The organism is Variovorax sp. Varisp46 (assembly GCF_059491885.1).
In genome coordinates this window covers 1,848,823-1,873,607 of sequence record NZ_CP168515.1, presented here as the reverse complement: position 1 = coordinate 1,873,607, position 24,785 = coordinate 1,848,823, and the positions used below count along the sequence as shown (strand labels likewise).

The 24,785-nt window shown below is 65.6% G+C and carries 26 protein-coding genes; 18 read left to right on the top strand and 8 right to left on the bottom strand.

The genetic code is table 11. The features are described from left to right. Positions 1–4: 4 nt before the first annotated feature. Positions 5–982, top strand: coding sequence for a Bug family tripartite tricarboxylate transporter substrate binding protein (locus ACEN9N_RS08835; protein ID WP_495655874.1), 978 nt, complete (start codon positions 5–7; stop codon positions 980–982). Between the two features lie 54 nt (positions 983–1,036). Here the strand turns inward: ACEN9N_RS08835 and sbcB are convergent, their stop codons facing one another. The 5 genes from sbcB to icd form a co-directional block, all read right to left on the bottom strand. Then, entirely contained in the window at positions 1,037–2,476 is a 1,440-nt protein-coding gene (sbcB, locus tag ACEN9N_RS08830) for an exodeoxyribonuclease I (RefSeq protein WP_413313572.1), read from the bottom strand. Beyond that, the gene (cls, locus tag ACEN9N_RS08825; RefSeq protein ID WP_007838834.1) at positions 2,477–3,922 is read right to left on the bottom strand and encodes a cardiolipin synthase; all 1,446 of its coding nucleotides are present in this window, start codon (positions 3,920–3,922) and stop codon (positions 2,477–2,479) included. A gap of 105 nt (positions 3,923–4,027) precedes the next feature. Beyond that, positions 4,028–6,349 carry an ATP-dependent Clp protease ATP-binding subunit ClpA gene (gene clpA / locus ACEN9N_RS08820; RefSeq protein ID WP_007838831.1) on the bottom strand — a complete coding sequence of 774 codons (2,322 nt, stop codon included), beginning with the start codon at positions 6,347–6,349 and terminating at the stop codon, positions 4,028–4,030. Between the two features lie 67 nt (positions 6,350–6,416). Beyond that, positions 6,417–6,776 (bottom strand): ATP-dependent Clp protease adapter ClpS, encoded by a 360-nt coding sequence (gene clpS / locus ACEN9N_RS08815; protein WP_042674481.1) that lies wholly within the window; start codon positions 6,774–6,776, stop codon positions 6,417–6,419. 228 nt (positions 6,777–7,004) lie between these two features. Next, positions 7,005–8,264, bottom strand: a complete 1,260-nt coding sequence (gene icd / locus ACEN9N_RS08810; protein WP_007838827.1) for an NADP-dependent isocitrate dehydrogenase — start codon at positions 8,262–8,264, stop codon at positions 7,005–7,007. Between the two features lie 219 nt (positions 8,265–8,483). On the opposite strand from icd, the gene ACEN9N_RS08805 reads away from it, so the two are divergent. From ACEN9N_RS08805 to ACEN9N_RS08795, 3 genes are all read left to right on the top strand, one after another. Next, complete coding sequence (locus ACEN9N_RS08805) at positions 8,484–8,807, top strand: hypothetical protein (protein WP_007838825.1); 324 nt, start codon at positions 8,484–8,486, stop codon at positions 8,805–8,807. 154 nt (positions 8,808–8,961) lie between these two features. Then, a complete protein-coding gene (locus ACEN9N_RS08800) occupies positions 8,962–9,162 on the top strand; it encodes a hypothetical protein (RefSeq protein ID WP_413313573.1) in 201 nt (66 codons plus the stop codon). A 90-nt stretch (positions 9,163–9,252) separates the two neighbouring features. Further along, positions 9,253–9,711, top strand: coding sequence for a DUF192 domain-containing protein (locus ACEN9N_RS08795; protein ID WP_007838821.1), 459 nt, complete (start codon positions 9,253–9,255; stop codon positions 9,709–9,711). A 68-nt stretch (positions 9,712–9,779) separates the two neighbouring features. On the opposite strand, the gene ACEN9N_RS08790 is transcribed toward ACEN9N_RS08795, so the two are convergent. Next, positions 9,780–10,361, bottom strand: a complete 582-nt coding sequence (locus ACEN9N_RS08790) for a superoxide dismutase (protein ID WP_413313574.1) — start codon at positions 10,359–10,361, stop codon at positions 9,780–9,782. Between the two features lie 50 nt (positions 10,362–10,411). Beyond that, positions 10,412–11,725, bottom strand: a complete 1,314-nt coding sequence (xseA, locus tag ACEN9N_RS08785) for an exodeoxyribonuclease VII large subunit (RefSeq protein ID WP_007836931.1) — start codon at positions 11,723–11,725, stop codon at positions 10,412–10,414. A gap of 315 nt (positions 11,726–12,040) precedes the next feature. Here xseA and ACEN9N_RS08780 point away from each other — a divergent pair, with 315 nt between their 5' ends. From ACEN9N_RS08780 to adk, 6 genes are all read left to right on the top strand, one after another. Further along, positions 12,041–12,673, top strand: a complete 633-nt coding sequence (locus tag ACEN9N_RS08780) for a MotA/TolQ/ExbB proton channel family protein (RefSeq protein WP_042674017.1) — start codon at positions 12,041–12,043, stop codon at positions 12,671–12,673. 100 nt (positions 12,674–12,773) lie between these two features. Continuing rightward, on the top strand, positions 12,774–13,199 hold the full coding sequence (locus tag ACEN9N_RS08775; RefSeq protein ID WP_042674034.1) for an ExbD/TolR family protein: 426 nt from the start codon (positions 12,774–12,776) through the stop codon (positions 13,197–13,199). Then, entirely contained in the window at positions 13,200–14,231 is a 1,032-nt protein-coding gene (gene lpxK / locus ACEN9N_RS08770) for a tetraacyldisaccharide 4'-kinase (RefSeq protein WP_495655873.1), read from the top strand. Then, positions 14,212–14,394, top strand: coding sequence for a Trm112 family protein (locus tag ACEN9N_RS08765; protein ID WP_007836935.1), 183 nt, complete (start codon positions 14,212–14,214; stop codon positions 14,392–14,394). Before lpxK ends, ACEN9N_RS08765 begins: the two co-directional genes overlap by 20 nt. Further along, positions 14,391–15,164: a 3-deoxy-manno-octulosonate cytidylyltransferase gene (gene kdsB, locus ACEN9N_RS08760; RefSeq protein ID WP_413313576.1), complete on the top strand. Its 774-nt coding sequence runs from the start codon at positions 14,391–14,393 to the stop codon at positions 15,162–15,164. The genes ACEN9N_RS08765 and kdsB overlap by 4 nt, the downstream gene beginning before the upstream one ends. 133 nt (positions 15,165–15,297) lie before the next feature. Continuing rightward, a complete protein-coding gene (adk, locus tag ACEN9N_RS08755; protein WP_413313577.1) occupies positions 15,298–15,954 on the top strand; it encodes an adenylate kinase in 657 nt (218 codons plus the stop codon). A gap of 37 nt (positions 15,955–15,991) precedes the next feature. Here adk and ACEN9N_RS08750 read toward each other — a convergent pair whose 3' ends face one another. After that, a complete protein-coding gene (locus tag ACEN9N_RS08750) occupies positions 15,992–16,957 on the bottom strand; it encodes an asparaginase (RefSeq protein WP_495655872.1) in 966 nt (321 codons plus the stop codon). A 73-nt stretch (positions 16,958–17,030) separates the two neighbouring features. Between ACEN9N_RS08750 and lexA the strand changes: the two genes are divergently transcribed. The 8 genes from lexA (at position 17,031) to ACEN9N_RS08710 (ending at position 24,777) form a co-directional block, all read left to right on the top strand. Further along, a complete protein-coding gene (lexA, locus tag ACEN9N_RS08745; protein WP_495655871.1) occupies positions 17,031–17,714 on the top strand; it encodes a transcriptional repressor LexA in 684 nt (227 codons plus the stop codon). A 138-nt stretch (positions 17,715–17,852) separates the two neighbouring features. Beyond that, complete coding sequence (locus ACEN9N_RS08740; RefSeq protein ID WP_495655870.1) at positions 17,853–18,230, top strand: hypothetical protein; 378 nt, start codon at positions 17,853–17,855, stop codon at positions 18,228–18,230. Positions 18,231–18,319: 89 nt separating this feature from the next. After that, positions 18,320–19,327, top strand: a complete 1,008-nt coding sequence (locus tag ACEN9N_RS08735; protein WP_007836951.1) for a D-2-hydroxyacid dehydrogenase family protein — start codon at positions 18,320–18,322, stop codon at positions 19,325–19,327. After that, positions 19,324–20,481 carry an MFS transporter gene (locus tag ACEN9N_RS08730; RefSeq protein ID WP_056592713.1) on the top strand — a complete coding sequence of 386 codons (1,158 nt, stop codon included), beginning with the start codon at positions 19,324–19,326 and terminating at the stop codon, positions 20,479–20,481. The genes ACEN9N_RS08735 and ACEN9N_RS08730 overlap by 4 nt, the downstream gene beginning before the upstream one ends. A gap of 85 nt (positions 20,482–20,566) precedes the next feature. After that, on the top strand, positions 20,567–22,087 hold the full coding sequence (locus ACEN9N_RS08725) for a 3-hydroxyacyl-CoA dehydrogenase (protein ID WP_007836953.1): 1,521 nt from the start codon (positions 20,567–20,569) through the stop codon (positions 22,085–22,087). A 6-nt stretch (positions 22,088–22,093) separates the two neighbouring features. Further along, entirely contained in the window at positions 22,094–22,873 is a 780-nt protein-coding gene (locus ACEN9N_RS08720; RefSeq protein WP_413315790.1) for an oxepin-CoA hydrolase, alternative type, read from the top strand. A 61-nt stretch (positions 22,874–22,934) separates the two neighbouring features. After that, a complete protein-coding gene (locus ACEN9N_RS08715; protein ID WP_007836955.1) occupies positions 22,935–23,654 on the top strand; it encodes a Crp/Fnr family transcriptional regulator in 720 nt (239 codons plus the stop codon). A 16-nt stretch (positions 23,655–23,670) separates the two neighbouring features. Continuing rightward, on the top strand, positions 23,671–24,777 hold the full coding sequence (locus ACEN9N_RS08710) for a phosphotransferase (RefSeq protein WP_413315789.1): 1,107 nt from the start codon (positions 23,671–23,673) through the stop codon (positions 24,775–24,777). The last annotated feature ends 8 nt before the right edge of the window (positions 24,778–24,785 follow it).

Below are 24,785 nucleotides of genomic sequence, written 5' to 3'. Positions count from 1 at the left end.
CGCCATGCCCCACCTTCATCCCACGCGCCGCGGCGCACTGCAGATTCTTGCCGCAGGCGTCGCCTCGGCCGCCCTTCCCGCCTTCGCACAATGGCCCGACAGGTCGATCAAGATCATCGTGACCTTTCCGCCGGGCGGCTCCAGCGACGTGCTGGCGCGCGTGATGGCGGAGCAGCTCGCGAAGAAGCTCGGGCAGCCCGTGGTCGTCGACAACAAGCCGGGGGCCGGCGGCACCATCGGCGGCGCGCAGGTGTCGTCTTCGACCGCCGACGGCTACACGCTGATGCTCTCGAACACCACGCCGATCGCGCTCGGACCGTTCACGCTCGACAAGCAGCCCTACGACCCGGTGACGGGCTTCACCCACGTGGCCTACCTGGGTGCCGCGCCGCTGGTGATCATGGCGAGCAAGCAGTCGGGCCTGAAGAGCTATGCCGACCTGGAGGCGATGGCGCGCAAGGAAGGTCACCTGGACTTCGGCTCGGGCGGCCCGGGCTCCATCGGTCACATCCACGGCGAGCTGCTGAAGAAGATCACCGGGCTCAACATGGTGCACGTGCCCTACCGCGGCGGTGCACCGATGAGCACCGACCTGATCGCCAACACCATTCCAGTGGGCATCGACGTCATCACCTCGTACGTGCCCTTCTTCAAGAGCGGCCAGCTGGTGCCGCTCGCGGTGACGGGCGCGCAGCGCTCGCCGCTGATGCCCGATGTGCCGACGATGGTCGAGCTGCATCAACCGAAGCTGGTGCTCGAGAACTTCTTCGGCCTGTCGGGCCCCGCCAAGCTGCCGACGGACGTTGTGACCCGGCTCAATGCCGCCTGCAACGAAGTGCTCGTGATGCCCGAAATCCAGAAGAAGCTGACCGAGCTGGGCATCGTCGCCAAGCCGGAATCGGTGGCCGCATTCAACGGCTTCGTCAAGGAACAGGTCGATGTGCTGGGGCCGACGGTCAAGGCCGCCGGCATCAAGCTCTAGAGCAGCGCGCCGGGCGAGATGCTCGTATACGCGCCGATGGCGCAGCCGGCATGCTCAGGCCTCGGGCGCGATGGCCTCGGCATATTCGTATAGCGCGCCGAGGATTTCCTCTCCGCGCTCGTCGGCGTTCTCGGAGAGCGCGTCAACCTCGCTGAACAGCATCTCGATGGTGCGCGCCCCGCCCTCGCCCTTGAAGAGCTTGGCCACGCGCAGAGCTTCCCAGCGCTCGTTTTCGTCTTCGTTCAGCAGTTCCGGCCAGTTGCGTGCGCGATAGCGGAAAAGAATCTCGTCGAGCCGGCCGTCGTCGAAGCCGGTGCGGTCCTTGGCCAGCTCTTCGGGCGACAGGTTGCGCAGCTGGTTCAGGCGCCGGCGGTCGGCGTTGCCGACGAAGCCGCCGTAGAGGTCTTCGTCGACGTCGGGCGTTGCCTCCTTGGGCCGGGCGTAGACCTGCGACCAGATGGCGCTCATGTCGGGCAGGTCGCGTGCGATCGCGGCGTGGCGCATGGCAGTGTCGAGATCGACGCCCCAGCGCCCCGCCATGGCCGGCGCGAGCGTGCGCAGGTTGCCGACCACCATCGGCGACTTGTTGAGGTGGATGCCCTTCAAGGGTAGACGCACGACACCTTCGGGCAGGTCGGCCGTGCGGGTGAAGAGGCGCAGCCGCAGGGTCTCGACGTCGATGTCGCGCAGCTCGCTCGGGTCGTGGGCCAGGTCCCAGGCCAGCAGTTCGTTCTTGTTGGTGGGATGGCTGGCCAGCGGCCACATCACAGCCAGGCAGCCGCGCTCGACCGGGAACATGCCCGACACGTGCAGGAAGGGCTTTGCCGTCTCGCGCATCGCGGGCAGGCCGAGTTCGCTGGCGACGCGGTCCTTCCTGTGCAGGCCGAAGGCGAAGTCGAACAGCTTGGGTTGCCTGTCGCGGATCAGCCGGGCCAACGCGATGGTGGCACGCACGTCGGATAGCGCATCGTGCGCCGATTCGTGCAGCAGGCCGTTGGCGCGCGCCAGGTCCTCGAGCTTGAAGCTGGGCTTGCCGTCTTCCTTCTTCGGCCATTCGATGCCGTCGGGGCGCAGCGCATAGGTGAGGCGGACCACGTCGAGCAGGTCCCAGCGGCCGCAATCGTTCTGCCATTCGCGCGCGTACGGGTCGATCAGGTTGCGCCAGAACAGGAAGCGCGTGACCTCGTCGTCAAAGCGGATGGTGTTGTAGCCCACGCCGATGGTGCCGGGCTGCGAGAAGGCGCGCTCGATGTGCGCGGCGAATTCATGCTCGGGAATGCCGCGTTCCAGGCATACCTGCGGCGTGATGCCGGTGATGAGGCAGGCCTCGGGGCTGGGCAGGTAGTCCGGCGCGGGCTTGCAATAGATCATCAGCGGCTCGCCGACTTCGTTGAGTTCGGCGTCGGTGCGGATGGCCGCGAACTGCGAGGGCCGGTCGCGGCGCGGCACCGCGCCGAAGGTTTCGTAGTCGTGCCAGAGAAAGGTGTGGTTCATTCAGAGCAAGGGTGAAAACAGGCGCGCAATCGCATCGCCGAGGCGAATCCAGAAATTCTGTGGCCGGTGGGCGCGCACCGCGCCGGAACTGTGCAGGTCGGTCTCGAACTGCGCCGCCAGCGGCCGGGCCAGTTCCGGACCATAAACCACCGCGCACACCTCGAAGTTGAGGCGGAAGCTGCGGTTGTCGAAATTCGCGGTGCCGATCATCGCGCAGTGGTCATCGACCACCAGGGTCTTGGAGTGCAGCATGCGCGCCTTGTACTCCCAGACCTTCACGCCGGCGGCGATCAGCTCGTCGAAATATGAGCGCGCCGCCGCACTCACGATGGCCGAGTCGCTGCGGCGCGGCACCAGCAGCCGCACATCGACGCCGCGCAGCGCGGCGCTGGTCAGCGCCATCAGCGCGGGCTCGCCCGGCACGAAGTACGGCGTGGTGAGCCACGCGCGGTGCGTGGCCGAATGGATGGCCTCGACGTGCATGCGGTGGATGGCCTCCATCGCGTTGTCGGGGCCGCTGGTGACGATCTGCACCGGGATATCGCCGGCTTCGAGCTGCGGCAGCATCGCGCTCATCGCGTCGTCCATGCCACGCGGGTCTTCGCCGGTGGCGTAGGTCCAATCTTCGAGGAAAGTGGTCTGCAGCCAGCGCACGGCGCTGCCCTCGATGCGCAGGTGCACGTCGTGGTACGCATCGGGCCGGGTGCGCTTGTCTTCCTCATCGGTGATGTTCACGCCGCCCGTGAAGCCCACGCGACCGTCGCACACCACGATCTTGCGGTGCGTGCGGTAGTTGGTCACGGGGCGCAGGCGGCGGCCGATCTTGGTGTCGTGGAACAGCGCCACCTTGACGCCCGCCTCGTGCAGCGGCGCCATGAACTTGCGGCCGACGCGCTTGGAGCCCAATGCATCGATCAGCAGGCGCACCGTCACGCCCTGCTTCGCGCGCTCGACCAGCAGGTCGCGCAGCGCGGTGCCGATCCTGTCGGGCTCGAAGATGTAGTACTCGAGGTGGACGTGGTTCCGTGCGGCGCGCACGGCCTCGAAGATCGCATCGAAGGTGCGCGCCCCGCCCGAGAGCAATTCGACATCGACCGCGCTCGACACCGGCAGCCCGCAGGTCGCCGTGCCGAGCTTCGCCATCTGCTGCAGGGCCGGCGGGGCGTTCTGCGCCGCATCGCGCAGCCGCGCCACGTCGGCCTGGGCGAAGGCGCTGGCGCGGCTGCGCAGGCGCTTGAGCCGCTGCTTTCGCAGGCGCTGCGGCCCGAGGAAGTAGTAGATGACGAAGCCCGCGAACGGCAGCAGCGCGAGCGACAGGATCCAGCTCATGGTGGACACCGGCGCGCGCTTCTGCATCACGATCCAGATCGACAGCACTGCGATGTAGCCGCTCCACGCGAGGGAGAGGCCGGTTTTCCATTCGTGGCTGAGTTCTGGGAGGATCAAGGCGAAAAAGCGGTTGGAATGGCTGTGCGATGTGGCTGGCCCAAAAGAAAAAGGCCGGTGGCGATGCTACCGGCCTTTGACTTCATTCCTGGAACCGCAGTGGGCTCACCCTGCTGCTGCTTCCTCTGCTTCGGGCTTCTGCTTGCCCTCCTTCTTCGGAAGCGGCTGGATGTCGAGCAGCACTTCGTCCTTGTCGTCGAGGTCGACTTCGAGGCGGCCGCCGTCGGTCAGGCGACCGAACAGCAGTTCGTCGGCCAGTGCACGACGGATCGTGTCCTGGATCAGGCGCTGCATCGGGCGCGCGCCCATCAACGGATCGAAGCCCTTCTTCGCCAGATGCTTGCGCAACTTGTCGCTGAAGGTGACTTCCACCTTCTTCTCGCTGAGCTGCGTTTCCAACTGGAGCAGGAACTTGTCGACCACGCGCAGGATGATGTTCTCGTCGAGCGCCTTGAAGTTGACGATGGCATCCAGCCGGTTGCGGAATTCGGGCGAGAACAGGCGCTTGATGTCGCCCATTTCGTCGCCCGCCTGGCGCGGGTTGGTGAAGCCGATGGTCGCCTTGTTCATGGTCTCGGCGCCCGCATTCGTCGTCATGATGATGATGACGTTGCGGAAGTCGGCCTTGCGCCCGTTGTTGTCGGTCAGCGTGCCATGGTCCATGACCTGCAGCAGCACGTTGAAGATGTCCGGGTGCGCCTTCTCGATTTCGTCGAGCAGCAGCACCGAGTGCGGCTTCTTCGTGACGGCTTCGGTCAGCAGGCCACCCTGGTCGAACCCGACGTAGCCCGGAGGCGCGCCGATCAGGCGGCTCACCGCATGGCGCTCCATGTACTCCGACATGTCGAAGCGGATCAGCTCGATGCCCATGATGTAGGCGAGCTGCTTCGCGGCTTCGGTCTTGCCGACGCCCGTGGGACCGGAGAACAGGAACGAGCCGATCGGCTTGTCACCCTTGCCCAGGCCGGAACGCGCCATCTTGACCGCGGAGGCCAGCACTTCGAGCGCCTTGTCCTGGCCGAACACCACGCTCTTGAGGTCGCGCTCGATGGTCTGCAGCTTGCCGCGGTCGTCGTTGCTGACGTTGGCCGGGGGAATGCGCGCGATCTTCGCGACGATTTCCTCGACTTCCGTCTTGCTGATGGTCTTCTTGCGCTTGCTCGGCGGCAGGATGCGCTGAGCAGCACCGGCTTCGTCGATGACGTCGATCGCCTTGTCGGGCAGATGGCGGTCATTGATGTACTTGGCGCTGAGCTCGGCCGCAGCCTGCAGGGCCGCCACCGCGTACTTCACGCCATGGTGCTCCTCGAAGCGCGACTTCAGGCCCTTCAGGATGTCGACGGTTTCCTGCACCGACGGCTCGACCACGTCGACCTTCTGGAAACGGCGCGACAGCGCCGCGTCTTTCTCGAAGATGCCGCGGTATTCCGTGAAGGTGGTCGCGCCGATGCACTTCAGCTGGCCGCTGGAAAGCGCCGGCTTCAGCAGGTTCGACGCATCGAGCGTGCCGCCCGAAGCCGCGCCCGCACCGATCAGGGTGTGGATTTCGTCGATGAACAGGATGGCGTTCGGCTTGTCCTTGAGCGACTTGAGCACGCCCTTCAGGCGCTGCTCGAAATCGCCGCGGTACTTGGTGCCGGCCAGCAGCGCGCCCATGTCGAGCGAAAACACGTTCGACTCGGCCAGGATCTCCGGCACGTCGCCCTGCGTGATGCGCCATGCCAGGCCCTCGGCGATGGCGGTCTTGCCCACGCCAGCTTCACCCACCAGCAGCGGGTTGTTCTTGCGCCGGCGGCACAGGATCTGGATGACGCGCTCGACCTCGTACTCGCGGCCGATCAGCGGATCGATCTTGCCGTCCTTGGCCATCTGGTTGAGGTTCTGCGTGAACTGCTCGAGCGGCGATGCCTTCTCGTTGCGTTCGCCGCCGCCTTCCTCGCCCTCGCCCGAAGGCGCTTCACCGCTGCCCTTGACGGCTTCCGGCGGATCGCTCTTCTTGATGCCATGGGCAATGAAGTTGACCACGTCGAGGCGGGTGACGCCCTGCTGGTGCAGGTAGTACACAGCGTGCGAGTCCTTCTCGCCGAAGATCGCGACCAGCACGTTGGCGCCGGTGACTTCCTTCTTGCCGTTGCCGGTGGACTGCACATGCATGATGGCGCGCTGGATCACGCGCTGGAAACCCAGCGTGGGCTGGGTGTCTACATCGTCGGTACCCGCCACCTGGGGCGTGTTGTCCTTGATGAAGTTGGTGAGCGACGCCCGCAGGTCGTCGACGTTGGCCGAGCAGGCACGCAGAACTTCCGCGGCGCTCGGGTTGTCCAGCAAAGCGAGCAGCAGATGCTCCACGGTGATGAACTCGTGGCGCTGCTGCCGGGCCTCGACGAAGGCCATGTGCAAGCTGACTTCCAGTTCTTGGGCAATCATGTGATTTCCTTTTGCCTTGCTGTAAATAAGTTCTCAGATGGGTTGGAGCTTGCGCAATTCAACTGGTTCATGCAACAGGTTCACTGACGCATTGGAGTGGATGCCCGGCCTGCTGTGCGGCTTCCATCACCTGGTTGACCTTGGTGGCCGCCATGTCGCGGGAATAAACCCCACAGACGCCTCGGCCATCGAGGTGGATCTTGAGCATGATCTGAGTCGCGGTTTCGCGATCCTTGCTGAAATATTCCTGCAGCACGACGATCACGAACTCCATTGGCGTGTAGTCGTCGTTCAGCATCACCACCTGGTACATCTGGGGCGGCGCGGTTTTTTGCGGCCGGCGCTCCAGGACGACCGAATCCCCGTCATCCCCGGCCGGTTTTTGGGCCGGGGGGGTGCTGGGAGTTTTTGGAATTCTCGTTGCCATGAAAATGATTCTATAGAGCGTGCAAGCGCCGTGCCGGCGCAGGAAGACTTGGTGACGTGTATTCGACAAATCAAGGGTCTTGCACCGTGAATGACGACGGAATTTCCGGAGAATTCGCCAGGAAACGAGCTCAGGCGAGCACATGAATGAAAAAGCCCCTGAACGCCTTTCGGCAGCTCAGGGGCTTGATGCTCGACGCCGGCAGGCATCGACGAGCAACCATGGCAATTACATGTGATCGATCATCACCTGCCCGAATCCCGAGCAGCTCACCTGCGTGGCGCCGTCCATCAGGCGCGCGAAGTCATAGGTGACTTTCTTGCTGGCGATCGATTTCTCCATCGAGCTGATGATGAGGTCGGCGGCTTCCTTCCAGCCCATGTGGCGCAGCATCATTTCAGCCGAGAGGATTTCGGAACCGGGGTTCACATAGTCCTTGCCAGCGTACTTGGGTGCCGTGCCGTGGGTGGCTTCGAACATGGCGACGGTGTCGCTCAGGTTCGCGCCCGGGGCGATACCGATGCCGCCGACCTGCGCGGCCAGTGCGTCGGACACGTAGTCGCCGTTGAGATTGAGCGTGGCGATCACGCTGTACTCGGCAGGACGCAGCAGGATCTGCTGAAGGAAGGCGTCGGCGATACTGTCCTTGACGGTGATTTCCTTGCCCGTCTTCGGGTTCTTGAACTTCATCCATGGCCCGCCGTCGATCAGTTCGGCGCCGAATTCCTTGGCGGCGAGGCCGTAGCCCCAGTCACGGAAGCCACCTTCGGTGAACTTCATGATGTTGCCCTTGTGCACCAGGGTGACGCTGGGCTTGTCGTTGTCGATGGCGTACTGGAACGCCTTTCGCACGAGACGCTCGGTACCTTCCCTCGACACAGGCTTGACGCCGATGCCCGAGGTATTGGGGAAGCGGATCTTCTTGACGCCCATTTCGTCCTGCAGGAACTTGATGAGCTTCTTCGCCTTGTCGCTCTCGGCTTCGAACTCGATGCCGGCGTAGATGTCTTCCGAGTTCTCGCGGAAGATCACCATGTTGGTCTTGTGCGGCTCGCGCACCGGGCTGGGTACGCCCTCGAAGTACTGGATGGGACGCAGGCAGACATAAAGGTCGAGTTCCTGGCGCAGCGCGACGTTCAGCGAGCGGATGCCGCCGCCGACGGGCGTGGTCAGCGGGCCCTTGATGGAAACCACATAGTCACGCACGGCGTGCAGCGTTTCCTCGGGGAGCCAGACGTCGGGACCGTAGACCTTGGTCGACTTCTCGCCGGCATAGACCTCCATCCAGTGGATCTTTTTCTTGCCGCCGTAGGCCTTGGCCACCGCCGCATCCACCACTTTCAACATCACCGGGGTGATGTCCAGGCCAGTGCCGTCGCCTTCGATGAAGGGAATCACCGGTTGGTCAGGCACATTGAGCGAGTTGTCGGCGTTGACCGTGATCTTCTGGCCGTCGGTCGGGACTTTGATGTGCTGGTAACTGGTCATGAGAGGGGATGGCTCCGGAATTGACGTAATTTTTGACGACTGTCAGCGAATTCAGACACGGCGTGGATTCGCTGTACAGACTGTGAACAAATCGCTGTACATTTTAGACGCAGCCCATCAGCAAGCGTTTGTCAACCGGCGAGCCAATGGGCTCGTTAGTGGCTGACCTTCTGCTCGCCGGGAGGCGTTTCCAACCAATTCTCGATAGAGGAATCATCAATGAGCAAAATTCTCGCAGTCATGATCGCTGGCCTGTTCGCCGCTGGCGCCTACGCCCAAAACCCGGCCGGTACGACGCCCGAACAAGGTAACGCCACCAACAGCAAGTCGCAGCAACGTGCCGAAGCCAAGAAGGCTGCCAAGCCCGCTGGCCAGGTCAAGGCTGCTGGCGGCGACGAAGCCAAGACGCCCGAAGGCGGCGCCATCGGTGCCGACAAGGCTGCTGCCTCTGGCGAGAAGCGCGCTGAAACCCGCGACCAGCGTCGTCGCAACAAGGACGGCAGCATCAAGCGCAAGTCGACCCAAGGCGGCACCCCGCAGTAATTCGGCCTGCCTCCCAAAAAAAAGCGCTCTTCCGAGCGCTTTTTTTTTGATCAAGGGAGCTGCGTGGCTGTCAACCGCGCGAAACGGCTTTCGTTGAATGTCTACCTTCCGCAGGGAGGGCAATCCAGATCAACGAATTTCAAAGGATATGTTCATGAACAAGCTGCTCGCAGCCCTGGTCGCCGGTCTCTTCGCCGTCGGTGCTTTCGCTCAACAAGCCGAACCCGCGGCCGCTCCCGCCGCAGCCGCTCCCAAGATGGCCAAGCACGCGCCCGCCAAGAAGCACGCCGCTGCCAAGAAGCACAAGGTTCGCCACGTGGCCAAGGCCCACACGGCTGCCGCCAAGAAGGTGTAAGCTTTCCAGCTCACCGGCAATGCCCGCATCAGCGGGCATTTTTATTGGTTACGGGCTGGGCTTCGCCCCGCTCTGAAAGAGTTGTCCCCGATGTTCCAGCGTCTCGCCGCCCTGCTCCTCGTGTCTGCGTCCTTCTTGATGCCGGCTCATGCCCAGCAGCAACCCCAGACCGACCTGCCACGCACGCAGTTGTCGGTCGGCCTGTACAAGATCGACGCGCAGATCGCGCAAACGCCCCTGCAACGCGAAATCGGCCTGATGTTCCGCAAGGAAATGCCGCAGGCTGAAGGCATGATCTTCGTGTTCGAGCAGCCTGCAACGCAATGCTTCTGGATGCGCAACACGATCCTGCCGCTGACCGCTGCGTTCGTGGCCGAGGACGGCCGCATCGTCAACCTGGTCGACATGCAGCCCATGACCGAGAACTCGCATTGCTCGCTGGAGCCGGTGCGCTACGTGCTCGAAATGAACCAGGGCTGGTTCGCCAAGAAGAACATCAAGAAGGGAGCCAAGCTCGGCGGCGAATTGTTCGCAGCCGGCAAGCGCTGAGCATCTGCCGTCTCAAGCCCTCAAAAAAGCCGACCCATGGGTCGGCTTTTTGCTGGAGAAACCCGGGTTCAGCCGAAGTTCTTCGCCGCGAAGTCCCAGTTCGCCAGCTTGGCCAGGAAGGTCTCGACGAACTTCGGGCGCAGGTTGCGGTAGTCGATGTAGTAGGCGTGTTCCCACACGTCCACCGTCAGCACCGGGGTGTCGCCGGTGGTCAGCGGCGTGCCCGCGGCGCCCATGTTCACGATGTCCAGTGAGCCGTCGGCCTTCTTCACCAGCCACGTCCAGCCCGAGCCGAAGTTGCCCACGGCCGACTTCACGAAGGCTTCCTTGAACGCGTCGTAGCTGCCCCACTTGGCGTCGATGGCCTTGGCCAGGGCACCGGTCGGAGCGCCGCCGCCCTGGGGCTTCATGCAGTTCCAGAAGAAGGTGTGGTTCCAGATCTGTGCGGCGTTGTTGTAGATACCGCCGCTGGACTTCTTGACGATCTCCTCGAGCGTCATCGATTCGAACTCGGTGCCCTTCTGCAGGTTGTTGAGGTTCACCACGTAGGCGTTGTGGTGCTTGCCGTAGTGGTATTCGAGGGTTTCCTTCGAATACTCGGGCGCCAGTGCGTCGAGGGCGTAAGGCAGGGGTGGGAGCACATGTTCCATGATTTTTTTCTCGCGGGTTGGTTGTAGGAATCAGCGATTCTAGGAAGTAATTACCGAGGCAGCGTCGGACGTGTGCCCGTTGCATCGCCCGGCGTGACGGTCAGGTCGACTTCGCCATCGGCAAGCCGCGCCTTGACGGCGTCACCCGCCGCCAGTTGCGTTGCGCTGACGATCGCATGACCGTCTGTGTCGGTCAGCCACGCATAGCCGCGTTGCAAGACCAGGGCGGGGTCGAGCAGCCGCAAACGCAAGGCCATGCGTTCCAGGCGCTCGCGACGCTGAACCAGTGCGCGCCCCAGCCGCAAGGGAAAGTCGGCCGCGATCGACCGAGGCGTCTGCGACAGGCGCTCCCGTCTCGACAGCACCGCATACCGCAGGCGCTGCGCATGATGCGCCAATCGGAGCTGCTGCCGCGCCACGAGGTTCGAGGGGCGGCCCAGGCGTCCCGCGGCTTGGTCGATGCGCTGCCCGAGCGCGTCGAGGCGCCCATCCAGCGCATCGCCGAGCCGCTCGTCGAGCAGATCGAGTGCACCGAGCCACAGGTCGCGTGGCGCGCTCACCAGTTCTGCCGCGGCCGTGGGCGTGGGCGCGCGCAGGTCGGCGCAGAAATCGGCGATGGTGAAGTCGGTTTCGTGGCCCACGCCGCTGATCAGCGGCACCGGGCTCTGCACGATGGTGCGCGCCAGCGTCTCGTCGTTGAAAGCCCAAAGGTCTTCAATGGAGCCACCGCCACGCACCAGCAGGATCACGTCGACGGCAGGTTCGAGGCGGTAGAGCGACTGCAACGCCCGCACCAGCTCGGCTGGTGCGCCGACTCCCTGCACTGCCGCCGGCGCGAGCACGACCGGGATGTGCGGAACACGCCTTCGCAGCGCCGTCACTACATCGTGCAAGGCCGCTGCGCCCAACGACGTGACAATGCCGACCGCCCGCGGCATGGCCGGCAACGCCCGCTTGCGCGCCGGATCGAACAGGCCTTCGGCTTCCAGGCGAGCCTTGCGCTGCATGAACTGCTCGAACAGGGCACCCTGCCCGGCCCTCCGCAAGCTCTCGACCACCAGTTGCAGATCGCCGCGAGGCTCATACACCGCAAGGCGCCCACGCACTTCGACCTGATCGCCATCGCGCGGCGAAAAGTCGAGCAAACCGGCAGCGCGGCGGAACATCGCGCAGCGCAGCTGGCCGGACTCGTCCTTGAGCGAGAAGTAACAATGTCCGCTTGAGGCTCGCGAGAAGCCGGAAATTTCGCCCCGCACCGCGACCGGATTGAAGCGCGCGTCGAGTGCGTCGGCCACCGCCCGGCACAACGCGCCGACGGCCCAGACGCGCGGCCCCGGCGCGGAGTTCGATTCACGCAAGTTCACAGAATGCACGCTCGGCCAGATGCCACTCGTCCACAACAGGCCGCATGCGGCCCCGCGTCAGCCCCTGGAGCGAGGCAAACGCACGATTTCTCGTGCAAGCCATTGATTTCATTAAAAAAAGTGCTGCTCAAAATTCAGTCGTTCTAGCAGAAAGGCCGCCCCATGCGGGCCCGGACGAGTTGCGTAGCAGGTTAATCACAAAGTTATCCACAGAATCTGTGCGTCCTTGCCGACACAAAAACAAGGTGCGTGCCGATGGTGGGCTCAGTGGATAATCGCCGCGCATTTGCAGTCTACGGGCCGGAGGATTTTTTCTTGTTTTCCATCATAGTTGCCGCGGGTTGGCCAATCTGGCCCTTGCTCGCTTGTTCGGTTATTGCGCTCGCGCTGGTTATAGAACGTTTCACGAGTCTGAAGACCGTGAGGGTACTTCCGCCGAAGCTGCTCGACGAAACCATCACCGTGTCGCACGGGGCCATTCCCGGCCCGGACATCGTGACCAAACTTGAACGCAACTCGATGCTCGGCCAGGTGCTGGCCGCCGGCCTGCGTGCGCTGAACGCCAACCCGCGCTGTACCGAAGACGATCTGCGTGCCGCCATGGAGGCCTCGGGCCGCACGGTGGCGCACAAGCTGGAGCGCTACCTGCCGGCGCTGGCCACCATCGCCTCGGCAGCCCCGCTGCTGGGGTTGCTGGGCACGGTGATCGGCATGATCGAGATCTTCGGCTCGCAGTCGCCGGGCAGCGGCGCTGTCGGCTCGGGCAACCCTGCCCAGCTGGCGCACGGCATCTCGATCGCGCTCTACAACACGGCCTTCGGCCTGATCGTGGCCATTCCGACGCTGATCTTCTGGCGCTACTTCCGCAGCCGCGTCGACGAATACCTGCTGAACCTCGAACTGTCCGGCGAGCGCTTCGCCCGCCACCTGAACGCGCTGCGCAAATGATGACCCCCACGCTTGCCACTGCGTGTGCTGCGCTGCCCCCCGAGGGGGCCGCCGCCTCCTTGGGGCGGCCCGGCGGAGGCTTGTCATGACCCGCGCCCGCATGCAGTTCCGCCATGGTGCGCGCGACGAGCCGGAGATCAACCTGATCCCGTTCATCGACGTGCTGCTGGTGATCCTCATCTTCCTGATGCTGTCGACCACCTACAGCAAGTTCACCGAAATGCAGCTGAGGCTGCCGACGGCAGACGTCGACGCGCAGCGTGACTATCCGAAGGAAGTGATCGTGGCGGTATCGGCCGACGGCCGCTACTCGATCAACAAGAGCCCGGTGGCCGACCGCAGCGTGGAAACCGTGACGGCAGCCCTCGCCGCCGCGGCCACCGGCGGCAAGGACAGCGTGGTGATCATCAGCGCCGACGCGACCAGCCCGCACCAGGCCGTGGTGACGGTGATGGAGGCCGCCCGCCGCGCCGGCATGATGCAGATCACCTTCGCCGCCCAGTCGACGGCACAAGCCGGGCACTAAGTGCCTTCCGACGGCCGCAGCAGCAGCAAGGCGGGTTCGCCGTCCGCCTCGCGGCTGCAGCGTGCCTGGCTGCGCCGAGGCCCGCTGGCTTGCCTGCTGTGGCCATTGTCGTTGCTTTATGCCGCGCTCTTCGCGGTGCGGGGCTGGCTCTATCGGCTGGGATGGCTGCGGACCGAGCGGGTGCCCGTCCCGGTGATCGTGGTCGGCAACGTGATCGCAGGTGGAGCGGGGAAAACACCGGTCGTGATGGCCGTCGTCCAGCATCTGCAGGCGCGAGGAATGACGGTCGGCGTGGTGTCGCGCGGCTACGGCCGGCGCACCGACGATTGCCGCGAGGTGCTCGGCGACAGCGATCCACAGGATGTCGGCGACGAACCTGCGCTGATTCACCATGCCACGAAGGCGCCGGTGTTCGTGGCGCGCAAACGCATCGATGCGGCGCGCGCCCTGCTCGCCAGCCACCCGGCCACGCAGGTCGTCGTGAGCGACGACGGCCTGCAGCATCTGGCACTGGGTCGCGATATCGAGATCTGCGTGTTCGACGACCGCGGCATCGGCAACGGCTGGCGACTGCCTGCAGGCCCGTTGCGCGAAGCCTGGCCGCGGCCATGCGATCTGGTGTTGCACAGCGGCGCACGGCCCGCGTTCGCCGGCGGCTACACCGCCACCCGCGCGCTCGCATACGACGCCTTGACCGGCGGTGGACAACGCGTGCCCCTGGCAACCCTTGCAGGCCGGCCCCTGGTGGCACTGGCAGCCATTGCGCGGCCGGAGGCCTTCTTCGACATGCTGCGCGCACGCGGCCTGATGCTCGCCGAAACCATCGCACTGCCCGACCACTTTGACTTCGGGAGTTGGCAGCGCCCTGCCGCCACCGGACGCACCATCGTCTGCACGGAAAAAGATGCCGTCAAGGTGTGGCGCAAGGCGCCCGATGCGCTGGCAGTGCCATTGCACTTCGCGCCCTCGCCGGAATTCTTCACCGCACTCGACGCAAAGCTATCATCGCTCGATGGATACCAAGCTGCTTGAACTGCTCGTCTGCCCCGTCACCAAGGGTCCGCTGACCTGGAACCCCGAGAAGCAGGAGCTCTGCTCGCGCAGCGCGCGCCTCGCCTATCCGGTGCGCGACGGCATTCCAGTGCTGCTCGAGAACGAAGCGCGCACGCTCTCCGACGAAGAGCTCGGGCTGTGAGCTTCACCGTTCTGGTGCCGGCGCGCCTGGCGTCGACACGGCTTCCCAACAAACCGCTGGCCGACATCGCTGGCTTGCCCATGGTGGTGCGCGTGGCGCAGCGCGCCGGCGAATCCAGCGCGGCGCGCGTGGTGGTCGCCGGCGACGATCCTTCGATCGTTGCGGCGTGCAAGGCGCACGGCGTCGAAGCCATCCTGACGCGCCAGGACCACCCCAGCGGCACCGACCGGCTGGCCGAAGCCTGTGAGCAGCTTGGCCTGGACGGCGACGACATCGTTGTCAACGTACAGGGCGACGAGCCACTGATCGATCCCGCGCTGATCGACGCCGTGGCATCAACGCTGGCCACCCATGCGGAAGCAGCGATGAGCACAGCGGCCCACGAGATCGACTCGATCGGCGACTTCATGAACCCCAACGTGGTGAAGGCCGTGCTCGACACGCAAGGCAACGCCATGTACTTCAGCCGCGCACCGATCCCGTGGTGGCGCGACGGCTCCGCAAACGGCGCGGCGCCCGCGGTGCTGCCCACGCCCGCCCCGCTGCGCCACATCGGCATCTACGGCTATCGCGCGGGCTTCGTGCGGAAGTTTCCGTCGCTGCCGCCGGCGCCTGTCGAGGCCACCGAAGCACTCGAACAGCTGCGCGCGCTATGGCACGGCCATCGCATCGCGGTGCATGTGAGCCATGTCGCCCCCGGACCGGGCATCGACACGCCCGAAGATCTGGCGCGCGTGCGTGCCGTCTTTGCCGCCGCGCCCCCCGCCTGAGACGCTCTGCAGCCTGCCCGGCAGCGGAAATTCTTCGCGGGCACGCGTGCTATCCTCGAAGCAACTCCGCCTAGCCCAGCCCTGGGGCCGACGCTTGGTGCGACACAAAATCCAAGAACCGTCCGAGGAAACCATGAGACTAATTTTGCTGGGCGCGCCCGGGGCGGGCAAAGGCACGCAAGCGGCTTTCATCTGCCAGAAATACAGCATTCCCCAAATCTCGACCGGCGACATGCTACGCGCCGCCGTCAAGGCCGGCACGCCGCTCGGCCTGCAGGCCAAGGCCGTCATGGACGCCGGCGCACTGGTCAGCGATGACCTGATCATCAATCTCGTGAAGGAACGCATTGCTCAACCCGATTGCGCCGGCGGCTTCCTGTTCGACGGCTTCCCCCGCACCATTCCCCAGGCCGACGCCATGAAGGCAGCGGGCGTCAAGCTCGACTACGTGCTCGAGATCGACGTGCCCTTCGGCGACATCATCGAACGCATGAGCGGCCGCCGCTCGCACCCGGCCTCGGGCCGCACCTATCACGTCAAGTTCAATCCGCCCAAGGTTGAAGGCAAGGACGACGTGACCGGCGAGGAACTGATTCAGCGCGAGGACGACAAGGAAGAGACCGTGCGCAAACGGCTCGACGTGTACAGCCAGCAGACGCGTCCGCTGGTCGACTACTACTCGGCCTGGGCCAAGGCCGACCCGGCCGCCGCCCCGAAATACCGCGCCATCAAGGGTGTGGGCACGGTGGACGAGATCACGCAACGTGCATTGGCTGCCCTGAACAGCTGATCCTCCCAACCCGCCCCTGTACGGGGCGGTTTTGCTTTCACCCCAGCAGTTCCAGGATCAGCGCGATGCGCGCCTTCACGGGCGTCAATGCGCCGGCATCGCGTAGCTCGTCCCCGGCCTTCGGCAGGATGCGCCCGTTGGCGCAACGCGTGGCGCGAACAACCGCAACGCCTGCGTCCTGCGCCTTGAGCGCAGCCGCTTCCAGCGCGTGGTGCAGGGTGCCGTTGCCAGTGGCGGCAAGCACCAGTCCTCGTACGGGATCGGCACCGCCGAACTGCAGCAGCGCATCGATCACAGCACCGCTGGCGCCGGCATGGCTCGTGACGATCTCGACGCGGGGCCACTGAACCGCAGCCTCCAGGAAGACCTTCGACGCGTGTGATGCAGCGCCTTCCGGCCAAGACCGGACAAGGCGAACCTCCCCTTCCTCGACATAACCGACGGGCCCAGCATCACCTGAAGCAAAGGCGTCAGGCCGATAGGTGTGCACCTTCTGGATGTCGATGCCGCTGTGGATCGTGCCGGCGCACACCACCGCTACGCCTCGCGCACCCTGCGTCGCGGCAACGCTGATGGCGTCGCGCACGTTCTGTGGTCCGTCGGGCGCCAGCGCGGTCGCCGGGCGCATCGCGCAGGTCAGTACCACGGGCTTGGAGGGCGCCAGCACCGAGTGCAGGAAGAATGCGGTCTCTTCGAGCGTGTCGGTGCCGTGCGTGATCACGACGCCTGCCACGTCGGCCTGCGCCAGCCAGTGTGCACTGCGCCGGGCCAGTTGCTGCCAGATGGCGAACGACATGTCCTTGCTGTCCACCTGCGCGACCTGCTCCGCTTCCAGCAACACGCCCTCGGGCGCCTCGATGCCGCCCAACAGGTCGGCCACGCCGACCTGTCCCGCGGTGTAGCCGATGTTGTCGCCGCTGCTGGCGGCCCGGCCGGCAATGGTGCCGCCCGTGCCCAAAACCACGACACGGCGGCGCGATTCAGGCGAAGAGGAATTGACCATAGCTTGTCAACTTTTAAAAACTGGTTAAAAATACAGCTACTGGATATCTAGCCAGTGCCGCAAGGAACCACATATGCAGTTCGCCGTGAAGCTTACAGCCCGCCAGCAGCAGATCCTGGACCTGATCCAGAGCGCCATAGCACGCACCGGTGCGCCGCCCACGCGCGCCGAAATCGCCACCGAGCTCGGGTTCAAGTCGGCCAACGCCGCCGAAGAGCATTTGCAGGCGCTGGCGCGCAAGGGTGTCATCGAGCTCGTGAGCGGCACCTCGCGCGGCATCCGCCTCAAGGGCGACGCCCTGCGTTCGCTCAATGAAACACGCCACCGCGAAGGTGGCCAGTTCTCGCTCTCGCTGCCCGGCATGGCCCAACTGGCATTGCCGCTCATCGGCCGCGTCGCAGCCGGCTCGCCCATCCTCGCGCAGGAGCACGTCGACCAGACCTACTACGTCGAGCACACGCTGTTCCAGCGCCAGCCCGACTACCTGCTCAAGGTGCGCGGCATGTCGATGCGCGACGCCGGCATCATGGACGGCGACCTGCTCGCGGTGCAGGCCACCAAGGAAGCGCGCAATGGCCAGATCGTGGTTGCGCGCCTGGGCGACGAAGTGACCGTCAAGCGCCTGAAGCGCAACAAGCAGGTCATCGAGCTGCACGCCGAGAACCCCGACTACCCGACCATCATCGTCCAGCCCGGCGAGCCCTTCGAAATCGAAGGCCTCGCGGTCGGGCTCATCCGCAACACCATGCTGATGTAGGCCCCGCGGCCTGCTTTTTGCAGCACCCCATCCGGCAGCGACAGGTGGCGGGCGTATGGCGAAGAGTCGCCATCACCCTGTCGCAGCCGACTCAAGAAATCCTGCCTGTGTTCAACCTCATACTTTTTTGGAGTTCACATGGGAATCGCCCTCCTCGCCATCGCTGATTTCTGGATGCCGCTGCAATCGCTGGCCAGCCGCCTGATGCCGGCACACCGTCCTCGCCGCAGGGATCGCATCGACGCTGCCGAATCCTCGACCGGACTTCGCTACGTGGCGGTGCGCCCTGCCTGCACCGCCCGCGCCGGCGGCGGTGCAACGCCCGCAGCAGCCAGCACCGCGCCGGCGCGTCCGTTGCGCGTGGTTCGCGTGGTCGACGGCATGGGCCAGCAGCGCAGCAACCGCGTCGTGATCTCGGGCCGCATGGCCGATGTCTGCGCCGAACTCGACCGGCTGGCCGCACTCGAAACCGCCGAGACCGCGGCCGCGGCCCCTCGTTCGACCCGCCTTCACTGAGCCAGAACACCCCTGCGAGCGGCTGTGGGGTGGGTATCCAAACGTTCACTGGCACGACATTCCAATGCTGCGAGGCACAATGGCACGCCATGAACATTGTGATCCTCGACGATTACCAGGACGCCGTGCGCAAACTGCGCTGCGCCGCCAAGCTGGACGCGTACGCGGCCAAGGTCTATACCAATACGGTGAAGGGTATCGGGCAGCTTTCGGTTCGCCTCAAGGATGCCGACGTGATCGTGCTGATCCGCGAGCGCACCCAGATCTCGCGCCAGCTGATCGAAAAGCTGCCGAAGCTCAAGCTCATCTCGCAGACGGGGCGTGTCGCCGGGCACATCGACGTTACTGCCTGCACGGAACGTGGCGTCGCGGTCGCGGAGGGCTCGGGCTCGCCGCAGGCGCCTGCCGAGCTCACCTGGGCGCTCATCATGGCCGCCATGCGCCGGCTGCCGCAGTACATCAGCAACCTCAAGCACGGCGCGTGGCAGCAGTCGGGGCTCAAGTCGGCCTCGATGCCGCCCAACTTCGGGATCGGCTCGGTGCTCAAGGGCAAGACGCTGTGCATCTGGGGTTATGGCCGCATCGGCCAACTGGTGGCGCGCTATGGACAGGCTTTCGGGATGCAGGTCGTGATCTGGGGCCGTGAAGCCAGTTGCGCCAAGGCCCGCTCCGACGGCTTCCAGGTCGCACAGAACCGCCACGAGTTCTTTGCCGCGGCCGACGTGCTGTCGGTGCATCTGCGGCTCAACGAAGAGACCAACGGCCTCATCACGCTGGAAGATCTCTCGCGCATGAAGCCGACGGCGCTGTTCGTCAACACTTCGCGCGCCGAACTGGTCGAAGCCGACGCCCTGCTCGCCGCACTCAACCGCGGCCGCCCCGGGCTGGCCGCCATCGACGTGTTCGAGAGCGAGCCGCCGCTGCAAGGCCATGCGCTGCTGCGGCTCGAGAACTGCATCTGTACGCCGCACATCGGCTACGTCGAGCAGGAGAGCTACGAGAGCTACTTCGGTCAGGCGTTCGACAACGTGGTGAGCTACATCAACGGCAACCCGACGAACATCGTGAATCCCGGCGCGCTGCAGGTTCGCCGGTGAACCGGCCGGCGCCCCAGGGTGCGCTCTGGGCGCTGCTCGCCGGCAATTTCGTGATCGGCACGGGCGTGATGGTGGTGCCCGGCACGCTCAATGAAATCAGCACCTCCCTTTCGGTCACGGCCGCCACCGCGGGCCAGCTGATCACGGCCGCAGCGGCAGTGATGTGCGTCGGCGCACCGCTGCTGGCTGCGGCGGTCGCGGGCTGGGACCGCCGCCAATTGCTGGCGCTCAGCCTGCTCTGGTACGCCGCGGGCCACATCCTCTGCGCGCTGATGCCGAGCTTCGGCGCCCTGCTGCCGGTGCGCATGCTCACGGTGGTCGCTCCAGCCATCTTCACGCCCCAGGCCGCGGCCTGCGCCGGCATGCTGGTGCCGCCGGAGCAGCGCGGACGCGCCGTCACTTTCGTCTTCCTGGGCTGGTCCATGGCCTCGGTGCTGGGCCTGCCCATCGGCGCGCTGATCGGCGGCCACCTGGGCTGGCGCATGGCCTTCCTGGCCATTGCGGCGCTCAGTGTCGCAAGCGCGACAGCGGTCTGGCTCACCTTGCCGAACGGCGTCCGCCCCGCCGCTCTGACCGCCGAAGCATGGTCGCGCGTGCTGCGCAGCCCGGTGCTGATGGGCATCGTTTCGGTCACGGCGCTGCAGGGGGCCGGCCAGTTCGTGCTGTTCAGTTATTTCGGCCCGGTCCTCAAGCAGGGCTTCGGCGCGGACGCCACCACGCTGAGCGTGATGTGGGCGCTGTTCGGCGCCTGCGGGCTGGTCGGCAACATGGTGGTCAGCCGCTTCATCGACCGTGTGGGCGCCGGCCGCATGGTGCTGATTACCACCGTGCTGATCGCCTCGAGCCTGCTGCTGTGGCCGCTGGCCTCCACCCTCGCCTGGCTGGCTGTCGTGCTCGTTCCGTGGGGGTTGGGCTGCTTCTCCGCCAACTCGGCCCAGCAGGCCCGTCTGGTGGGTCTGGCGCCGGCCCTCGCACCAGGCTCCGTGGCGCTCAACAGCTCCGGCATCTATACCGGGCAGGCCGTGGGCGCCGCGGTCGGCGGCTGGCTGCTTGCCAACGATGCCGGGGCATGGATGAGCTGGGTCGGTTTTGGCCTGTTGCTGGTCGCCATATCGCTCAGCGTGGCCATCGATCGCAGCCGCCGCGCGGCCTGAAAGCGCGCCCCCGCGTTAAACCCGTCACGCCCCACCCGCACGGGGCTGCAAAATCAGAGTCTTCGACAGCATCAATCTCCAGCAAATGACAGTGAACTACACCCGAATCGGCGTCATCGGCGCAGGCGCCATGGGTCGCGGCATCGCACAGATCGCCGCCCAGGCAGGCAGCGAAGTGCTGCTGCTCGACAGTTTCGCAGGCGCCGCCGAGCGCGGCCGCGAGGCCCTCGTTGCGCAATGGAACAAGCTGCACGAGAAGAACAAGATCGACGCCGCCACGCGCGATGCCCAGATCGCCCGCGTCAAGGCGATCGACAGCATCCAGGCTCTGGCCGGCTGCGACCTGGTGATCGAAGCGGTCATCGAAGACCTCGAAGTCAAGCGCAAGCTGTTCCGCGAGCTCGAAGGCTCGGTGAGCGAGGCCGCCACGCTGGTCACCAACACCTCGTCGCTCTCGGTGACGGCCATCGCCGCCGGCCTCAAGCACCCGGAGCGCTTCGCGGGCTTCCACTTCTTCAACCCCGTGCCGTTGATGAAGGTGGTCGAGGTGGTCGCGGGCTTCAAGACCGCGCCCGAAGTCTGCAAGCAACTGGCCGGCTACGCGGTGCAGATGGGCCACAGCGCCGTGCAGGCACAGGACACGCCGGGCTTCATCGTCAACCACGCGGGCCGCGGCTATGGCACCGAGGCGCTGCGCATCGTCGGCGAAGGAGTGACCGACTTTGCGACCATCGACCGCATCCTCAAGGACCAGGCGGGCTTTCGCCTGGGCCCGTTCGAGCTGCTGGACCTGACGGCTCTCGACGTGTCGCATCCAGTGATGGAGTCGATCTACCACCAGTATTTCGAGGAGCCGCGCTTTCGACCGAGCGTGATCACCGCGCAGCGGCTGGCTGCGGGTGCCCTGGGCCGCAAGACCAACGAAGGCTTCTACCGCTACACCGACGGCGTGATGCAGCAGGCGCCCGAGGCCCCTGCGCCGGTGGTCGAGGGCACGCCTTCGGTCTGGGTGTCTCCGCGCGCAGCACGCCGCGCCGAGCTGCTGCGCCTGGTGAACACGCTGGGCGCGCAGATCGACAGCGGCGCCGCGGCCGCGCCGCATTCGCTGATCCTGGTGGCGCCGCTGGGCTTCGACGTGACCACGGTCGCAGCGGTCGAGCGCCTGGACGCCACGCGCACTGTCGGCATCGACATGCTCATCGACGACGACGCTACCAAGCGCCGCGTACTCGCCACCAACCCTGCGACGCGCCGCGACGTCCGCGATGCCGCGCACGCCCTCTTCGCGCGCGATGGCAAGGCCGTGAGCGTGATCCGCGACAGCGGCGGCTTCGTCACGCAACGCGTGATCGGCACCATCGTCAACATCGCCACCGACATGTGCCAGCAGCGCGTGTGCACGCCGGCCGACCTCGAGACCGCGGTGCAGCTGGGACTCGGCTATCCGCGCGGCCCGCTCGCCATGGGCAATCTCTACGGTCCGACCAACATGCTCGAAGTGCTGTTCAACCTGCAGACGGTGTACGGTGATCCGCGCTATCGCCCGAGCCCGTGGCTGCGCCGCCGCGGCGCGTTGGGCCTGAGCCTGCTGCACGAAGAAGAATAGACAGACATGACCGCCGAACTCAAGAGCACAAGCGAAGGCAGCACCATGGTGCTGACGATCGCAAATCCCACCCAGCGCAACGCACTGGGTCCGGAAATCTATGCCGCGGGCATCGAGGCGCTCAACGGCGCCGAGAACAGCGCCGAGATCCGCAGTGTCGTCATCGTGGGCGAAGGTGCATGGTTCTGCGCCGGCGGCTCGCTGCAGCGGCTGCTGGCCAACCGGCAGCTCGACCGCTCGGTGCAGGCCGAGAGCATCGAGGGCCTGCACAACTGGATCGATTCGATCCGCACCTTTCCCAAGCCGGTCATCGCAGCGGTCGAAGGCGCGGCTGCCGGTGCCGGCTTCTCGCTCGCGCTGGCTTGCGACTTCGTCGTGTCGGCCCGTGACGCGGTGTTCGCGGCCTCGTACAGCAACGTGGCGCTGTCGCCCGACGGCGGCCTGAGCTGGCACCTGGGACAGCAGTTGCCGCGCCAGCTGGCGAGCGAATGGCTCATGAACGGCGAGCGCATCGGCGCACCGCGTCTGCATGCGCTCGGCCTGGTCAACGAACTCACGGAAAACGGCCAGGCGCTCGCAGGTGCGCTGGCGCTGGCCGCGAAGCTCAATGCACGCGCGCCGAACTCGCTGGCCAGCATCAAGGAACTGCTCAGCGAGGCGCGAGGCGCCACGCTGGCCACGCAGCTCTCGCAGGAGCGCGACCACTTCGTGCGCAACCTGCACCATGCGAACGCAGGCATCGGCATCGCCGCGTTCCTCGAAAAGAAGCCGCCGCAGTACGAGTAACGCCAAACGGCGTCGCTCCCGTGACACCCACCAGCATTCCAGTCGCCGAGAGGACAGACCAATGGACGACCCCATTCTTACCATCGAAGAACGTGAAGCGATCAATAGTGGTCGCTGGTTTTCTTCCCTATCTCCATCGCTACGGCACGACATCCTCCGATGCGCCTTCGTCAAACGCTACAAGGACGGCGACCTGATCGCTGCCCGCGGCGATCCTCCCGAACACTGGATCGCCTGTGCCAAGGGCGCGGTGCGCGTGAGTTCGACGGCCGTCTCCGGCAAGCAGGTGACGCTGACCTACGTGGAGCCGGGCATCTGGTTCGGCGACGTGGCGATGTTCGACGGGGACCGGCGCACGCACGATTCCTACTCGCACGGCGACACCACGATCCTGTGCGTGGCGCGCGCCGACTTCCAGAAGATCCTGGCCTCGCACGTGGAGTTGTACGAGGCGCTGATGCGGCTGCAGGCACGCCGCATCCGCACGCTGTTCGGGCTGGTGGAAGACCTCAACACCCTGCCCCTGCGGGCACGGCTGGCCAAGCAGCTCATTCACCTCGTGCGCAGCTACGGCGTGCCGAACCTGGAAGACGGCAACCAGATGCGCATCGGCCTGCAGCTGGCGCAGGAAGAGCTGGCGCAGCTGCTGGGCGCATCGCGCCAGCGGGTCAACCAGGAACTCAAGACCATGGAGCGCGAGGGCAGCATCCGCATCGAACAGGGCGGCCTGGTCGTGCTGGACCGCGCAGCCTTGAGGCGCATTTCCGAAGCCGAGAACTGAAAAGCCAGACGCAGACATGAGCCAGGACTTCTCCAACTTCATCGGCACCCGTGCCGTCTCGCAACAGCACGCTTTCGACGTCGACGCGCTCGCGGCCTGGCTCGAGAAGAACCTCGAGGGGTTCAAGGGTCCGCTCGCGGTCGAGATGTTCAAGGGCGGCCAGTCGAACCCGACCTACAAGCTCGTCACGCCGTCGCAAAGCTATGTGATGCGCGCCAAGCCGGGTCCGGTCGCCAAGCTGCTGCCCTCGGCCCACGCGGTAGAGCGCGAGTTCAAGGTGATGAGCGGCCTGGCCGGCACCGATGTGCCCGTGCCACGCATGTACTGCCTGTGCGAAGACGAGGCCATCATCGGCCGCGCCTTCTACGTCATGGAGTTCATGCAGGGCCGCGTGCTGTGGGACCAGTCGCTGCCCGGCTTCAGCAATGCCGAACGCGCGGCCCACTACGACGAGATGAACCGCGTCATCGCGGCGCTGCACACGGTCGACTTCACCGCCCGCGGCCTGGCCGACTACGGCAAGCCCGGCAACTACTTCGAGCGCCAGATCGGCCGCTGGAGCAAGCAGTACAAGGCCTCGGCCGACAGCGCAGGCGAACTCTCCCAGCCCATCGAGGCCATGGAGCGCCTGATCGACTGGCTGCCCGCCCACATGCCGGCGAGCGCGCGCGACGAGAGCAAGGTGTCGATCGTCCATGGCGACTATCGCCTCGACAACGTGATGTTCCACGCCACCGAGCCGCGGATCATCGCGGTGCTCGACTGGGAACTCTCCACGCTGGGCCACCCGCTGGCGGACTTCAGCTACCACTGCATGTCCTGGCACATGCCGCCCGCCACGGGCCGCGGCATCGGCGGTGTGGACGTCGCCGCGCTGGGGATTCCCACCGAGAGCGAATACATCCGCCGTTATTGCGAACGCACCCGCATCAGCACACCCGAGGCGCTGGCGCCCGACTGGAATTTCTACCAGGCCTACAACCTGTTCCGCATGGCCGCGATCCTGCAAGGCATTGCCAAGCGGGTCGAGGCCGGCACCGCGTCGAGCGAGCAAGCCGTGGCTTCGGCCCGCGGCGCCCGCCCCATGGCCGAAATGGCCTGGCAGTTTGCCCAAAAGGCATAAGCCGCCCC